We start from the raw sequence: 6,099 nt of genomic DNA, 5'->3' as shown, positions 1-6,099 counted from the left end.
CTGACTCAACAACATCCTCCTCCAATGAAAAACGGACCCTAACCCCCCTGTGTCAAGTGTGGGTAAAGCTCAGCTTTGCAAAGGGGGATCGAGGGGATTTTTACAGAGGGTGTACGGTTATCGATATTCGAACGCTCCGTGTTTTAAATCCCCCCAGCCCCCTTTTTCAAAGGGGGAGAATTGGGTTCAGATTTTCAAGCATTTTGAGCCCAAGCGTTATTTGCACTGATCCCTTCAAGGGGGCTTCCTGATGCCGCGCGCCTGTCCCGCACAGCGGGGCTCTGCGGGTGCGAGACTCACTCTATAATACAAATCCTTGTATGTATTAAGACAAATTATCGTATTGATAGGTACAATAATTGTTTGGACCTGACATAGGGTATCAGTTGGAGAATGTGCGAGGAAAACTGGTGGGGAAGGGGTTATTTATGCACCCTCTTGCGGTGCCATCGCTTCAAGTTCTTCCCATCGATGGTAGGCGGTTTCGATTTCCCGTTCGACGCGTTCAAGATCCGATTTTATCCGGCTGATTTCGCCTTTTTCTTTTTTGTACAACAAGGGGTTGGAGAGAGCTGTAAACAGCGCTTTTTGCGCTGATTCGATGGCTTCGATCTTTTGGGGCAGATCCTGCATTTCCCGCTGCTGCATATACCCCAGCTTTTGCGGGGGGTCCGCCTTTGGTTTTAATCGAATTTTTTTGGCGCCGTTTTTTTCCGGCAGCCGATCTGCTGCGGGTTGCGGCTGCTGGCTGAGCCAATCATCGTAGCCGCCGATGTATTCCACCACCTGCCCGTTGCCTTCAAAGACGATGGTGCTGGTGACCACATTGTTTAAGAAGGCCCGGTCGTGGCTCACCAGCAGAAGGGTCCCCGGGTAATCGAAAATCAGCTCCTCCAAAAGCTCCAGGGTTTCGGCATCCAGATCATTGGTGGGCTCGTCCAGCACCAGAACGTTGGCCGGTTTCGTGAACAGGCCGGCCAGCATCAGGCGGTTCTTTTCTCCACCGGAAAGGACGCGGACCGGCGTGCGGCATCTTTCGGGCGAGAAGAGAAAATCTTGAAAGTAGCTGATGACGTGGCGCTTTTGGCCATTAAAGACAATAAAGTCGTTGCCGGCGGAGATATTTTCCCGCACGGTCTTTTGGCTGTCGAGCTGGGCCCGGAGCTGGTCGAAATAAACGACCTGAAGATTGGTGCCGTGACGGACACTGCCGGTTTCCGGGTCTGCTTCTTTTAACAGGATTTTCAGCAGGGTGGTTTTGCCCACACCGTTGGGGCCGATGATGCCCACCTTGTCCCCGCGCATGATGACCGTGGAAAAATCCCGCACAATCGGGGATTTACCGTAGGAAAAGCTCACTGACTTGGCCTCGATGACAAGCTTGCCGGACCGTTCAGCCTCCTGGACCTGGAGCTTGACGTCGCCGATTTTGCTGCGCCGGGCCCGAAAGGCTGCCCGCATTTTCTGCAGGCTCCGGACGCGCCCTTCGTTCCGCGTCCGGCGGGCTTTTACCCCTTTTCGGATCCAGGCTTCCTCCTGGGACAGTTTTTTGTCGAACACCGCGTTTTGCGTTTCTTCGTTCTCCAGGGCGGCCTGTCTGCGCTCTAAATAGGTGGCGTAATTGCAGCTATATGAAAGCAGGCGGCCCCGATCCAGTTCCAATATCCGGCCGGCGATCTTTTTGAGAAAGGCACGGTCATGGGTGATGAACAGCAGGGTTTTGACGTGCCGCAGGATAAATTCTTCCATCCAGATGATCGTGTCGATGTCCAGATGGTTGGTGGGTTCGTCCAGCAGGAGAAGGTCCGGTTTGGAGGCCAGGGCGCGGGCAAACAGCGTGCGCCGTTTCAGCCCGGCTGAAAGGTCGGTGAACCGGCTTGCGGGATCCAGCCGGGTTTGTGAAAGAATGTTTTCGATGCGGGGCAATTGTTCCCAGCCGGCGTCGGCGTCCAGTATCTGCTGCAGTTCATCGCGCCTTTTCAGCAGTTGGGGGTTGATCCGGGTTTCCTTGAGTTTACAGACCCGACTGTGCTCGGCCAGGGCCCGGCCCGTTTCACCGAAAGCTTCGGCCACCACATCAAAGACCGTGCCGTCGAATCTTGCGGAAACATCCTGTTCCAGCGCAGCCACGCTTAGGGCCGGCCGGCGCCAGATCTCACCGCTGTCAGGAAGGATTTCGCCGCCCAGAAGTTTCAGCAGGGTAGACTTGCCCACACCGTTGCGGCCCACCAGAGACACGCGTTCGCCCGCTTCGATCCCGAAGGTTACGTTTTCCAGCAGTGGGGACTCACCGAATCCCCAGCACACATCCCGCATTCCGATCAGCATTATTCTCAGATAATATCCCGTGTTTTGTAGAACGCCACCTCCGGCCATTCTTCCATGCAGTATTTGAGCCGGAATTCACTGGTTGTGAGATAGGACAGGCAGCCCTGGGAATCCCTGGCCAGGTTGTGCATATTCTTTTTCTCAAATTCGGCCAGTTTTTTGCGGTCACTACACTCGATCCAGCGCGCCACCGCAAAGTCCACCGGTTCATAGATCGCATCCACGCCATATTCGGCCTTGAGCCGGGCCATGGTAACGTCGAATTGGAGGACGCCCACCGCCCCCAGGATATAGTCGCTTCCCGTAATCGGCTTGAAAACCTGGACCGCGCCTTCTTCCGCAAGCTGGGTCAGGCCCTTCTGGAGGTGCTTGGCCTTGAGGGGGTTTTTCAGGCGAACCCGCCTGAAATGCTCCGGCGCGAAGTTCGGTATGCCGGTGAATTTCAAAAGTTCCTTCTCGCTGAAGGTGTCGCCGATCTTGATGGTGCCGTGGTTGTGGATGCCGATAATGTCCCCGGGAAAAGCCTCGGTCACATTGGACCTGTCCTGGGCCATGAATATCGTCGCATTGGCCAGGGCGACTTCTTTTCCGATGCGGTGGTGAACCACTTTCATCCCCCGGGTGAACTTGCCCGAGCAGATCCTGACAAACGCGATCCGGTCACGATGGGCCGGGTTCATATTGGCCTGGATTTTAAAAGCAAAACCCGAAAAGGCATTTTCGTACGGCGACACTTCACGGGAGACGGTCGCACGCGGACCCGGAGGGGGCGCCATTTCTACGAATGCATCCAGCATCTCCTGGACACCGAAATTGTTGATGGCGCTGCCGAAAAAAACCGGCGTCTGGCTTCCCTTTAAAAAGTGCGAAAGCTCAAAGGGGTTTGCCGCACCCTTGATCAGTTCAATGTCTTCCCGCAGCTCTTGCGCCTGTGTGCCCAGCAGGCTGTCCAGGACCGGATCCGACAAATCCGTAATCACGACGCCGTCCTGCCCGCGGATGTCGCGGCCGGGAGTGAACAGGTGCAGCTGTTTGTGAAAGAGGTTGTAGACCCCTTTAAAGCGTTTGCCCATCCCGATGGGCCAGGAAAGCGGCGTGCATTCGATCTGGAGCTTATTTTCGATGTCATCCAGGATATCCATGGGGGCCATGCCCTCACGGTCGAGCTTATTGATGAAGGTAATGATGGGGGTGTTGCGCATCCGGCAGACTTCCATGAGCTTCTCGGTCTGGGTTTCAACCCCCTTGGCATTGTCGACCACCATCAGGGCGCTGTCCACGGCGGTCAGCACCCGGTAAGTGTCTTCGGAGAAATCCTGGTGGCCCGGGGTGTCGAGAAGATTAACTTCAAAATTCCGATAATTGAATTTCATCACCGAAGTCGTCACTGAAATGCCTCTTTCCTTTTCAATGGACATCCAGTCGCTGGTTGCATGGCGGGCGGCATGCTTGGCCTTGACCGCCCCGGCCTGCTGGATGGCGCCGCCGAAAAGGAGCAGCTTTTCCGTCAACGTGGTCTTGCCGGCATCCGGATGGCTGATGATGCCGAAGGTCCGCCTCCGGTTGATTTCTTTTTGTGTATGTGCGTCCATTAATTAACCCCGGTATAGAAAACCGGATCCTCCCCTAAAAAAATCCCCGGCTGCCTTTACAGGCCACAGGGGCTTGGTCCCACAGCGACTGAAACGATTGCAGCAATGATAATTCCTTTGAAAGCTTTTGTCAATTGCCGCGGCGTCGGCGCGAACGTTTCGGCAGCAAGCGGAGCATCCCTGAGGCACGACATGCCTATGCGCGCTGGATATCGATCTGCCGCCGGCCGATGCGGTAGGAAGCTTTCTTTGCCAGCAAAAGGCCGACAACATCTTCCGGGACATCTACGAAAGTCGTATGATGTTGAATGCTGACTTTGCCGATACAGCGGCCGGGAATATCGGCATGATGAGAGAGACTGCCCACGATGTGGCCGACATTAAGACCGTCTGCCTTTCCGGTCCTAAGGGCCAGGCGCACCATTCCCATTTCATGGGACGTGCGTCCGGCCGCTTTCTCATTGCTCTGATTCCGGCGTTTAGCTGCCGGTTTAACCTGCCTGGGGCGATCTTCGCGCAATTCGGCGATGGGTGCAATCGGGCGCTGCTGTTCTTCGGCGCGCACCAGTTTCAGGGCTGCGGCCGCTACCTCGATCACATCGTGGCCCTGTTCGGTCAACTTGGCCACCATGTCCCGTTCGCGCTGGCATCGGCCGCGCCGCAGCCAGACCATCATCTGTTCGACGAGTCGATTGTCTCTTTGAAGTTGAATGTCCGCTTCAGTGGGCAGGGTCGCAAGGGTCATTTTTTGTTTGGTGTAGGTTTCAATTTTACGCAGGAACCAGCGCTCTTTGGGCGTAAGAAGGGAGATGGCGATGCCCGATTTGCCGGCCCTGCCCGTGCGTCCGATGCGATGCACATACAATTCGTGATCCTGGGGCATGTCATAATTAAAGACATGGCTGACATGGTCGATATCCAGACCCCGGGCGGCCACATCGGTGGCCACCAGCACTTTGATCTGGTTGTTGCGGAATCGCTGCAGGACGCGTTCCCGGGCCTCCTGGCCCAGGTCGCCGTTGAGCACTTCGGCCTGGAAACCCCGGTTTGCCAATTCAGTGGCCAATTCAGCGGTGGATAACCGGGTGCGGGCGAATACCAGGGCGCTGACAATGGGTTCAGCCTCGAAGAGACGGGTGAGGGCGGCCAATCGATCCGATTCATTGATGAGATAGTAGCGCTGCTCCACAGTGGCCACGGTCAGTTTTTGATGTCCCATGGTAAAGGAGTGGGGGTTGCGCAGGTAGCGCTTGGCCAGGTGCAGAATCGGTTTGGGCATGGTGGCGGAAAAAAGTGCGGTCTGGCGCGCGTCGGGCGTCGCTTCCAAAATAGCCTCGATATCCGCGATAAAACCCATGCTGAGCATCTCGTCGGCTTCATCCAGCACCACGGTGGAAACGTGCTGCAGATCCAACGATTTGCGCTGAATCAGGTCCAGCAGGCGGCCGGGGGTGCCCACCACCACATCGACCCCTTTTTTAAGGCGGCTGATCTGGGTAATGTACGGCTGGCCGCCATAGACGGCCAGTACCCTGACCCCGACCCCGCGGCCGTATTGGGCCATGGCCTCGGCCACTTGAACGGCCAGTTCGCGCGTGGGGGCCATGATCAGACCCTGCACATGGCGCTTACCCGCTTGAAGGGTCTGTAAAATAGGCAGGCCAAAGGCCGCTGTTTTGCCGGAACCGGTTTGGGATTGGCCGATGACATCGCGCCCGGCCAGCAGGGCCGGAATAAGTTCGGACTGGATGGGGGTGGGGGCGGTGTAGCCCTTCTCGATCAGGGTCTGCACCAATTCCGGGCGCAGACCGATAGAACCAAATTCGTTGGTCATGATAGTGCTCCTGTTTGTAGTTTGACAAGTCCAATGGCCTGCACCCCTTTTCAGGGAATGCATCTATTGCCGGCCAACAGCCGACTCGTCCCGCAAACCTGAGCCTATCTGTCGCCATAAAAAGACCCGACCTGTATTTGCCGGTCGGGTCAACCTGTTTTAATAATCAAGGTAATATATAGCCTTTTTTCTAAATTGCAAGCATTGATTTGATTCCTAAATCCACCGCCTAATATTAAGCGCGGGCGTATTTTGGATTGGCGGAGATTTTTTTAACAAAAATTTCACTCCGGCCCGATCCATTTTCTTCCAATCGCTACCAAACACGCCCGAAAGCCAGTTTTT

The 6,099-nt window shown here is 55.8% G+C and carries 3 protein-coding genes; all 3 read right to left on the bottom strand.

Annotated elements, in window-relative coordinates; all coding sequences use genetic code 11:
* Positions 1 to 426: 426 nt before the first annotated feature.
* Entirely contained in the window at positions 427 to 2,328 is a 1,902-nt protein-coding gene (locus P1P89_21585) for an ATP-binding cassette domain-containing protein (protein MDF1594110.1), read from the bottom strand.
* A 5-nt stretch (positions 2,329 to 2,333) separates the two neighbouring features.
* Positions 2,334 to 3,920, bottom strand: coding sequence for a peptide chain release factor 3 (locus tag P1P89_21580; GenBank protein ID MDF1594109.1), 1,587 nt, complete (start codon positions 3,918 to 3,920; stop codon positions 2,334 to 2,336).
* A 196-nt stretch (positions 3,921 to 4,116) separates the two neighbouring features.
* Positions 4,117 to 5,754: a DEAD/DEAH box helicase gene (locus tag P1P89_21575; GenBank protein MDF1594108.1), complete on the bottom strand. Its 1,638-nt coding sequence runs from the start codon at positions 5,752 to 5,754 to the stop codon at positions 4,117 to 4,119.
* Positions 5,755 to 6,099 lie beyond the last annotated feature (345 nt).

Source organism: Desulfobacterales bacterium (assembly GCA_029211065.1).
Lineage (GTDB): Bacteria > Desulfobacterota > Desulfobacteria > Desulfobacterales > JARGFK01 > JARGFK01.
Note: the sequence above shows the minus strand (reverse complement) of the source record. Positions and strands in the feature narration are given on the sequence as shown.

Excerpts from the sequence above, each read along its gene's own strand:
- P1P89_21585 (MDF1594110.1), bottom strand. The coding sequence starts at position 2,328 with ATGCTGATCGGAATGCGGGATGTGTGCTGGGGATTCGGTGAGTCCCCA.
- P1P89_21580 (MDF1594109.1), bottom strand. The coding sequence starts at position 3,920 with ATGGACGCACATACACAAAAAGAAATCAACCGGAGGCGGACCTTCGGC.
- P1P89_21575 (MDF1594108.1), bottom strand. The coding sequence starts at position 5,754 with ATGACCAACGAATTTGGTTCTATCGGTCTGCGCCCGGAATTGGTGCAG.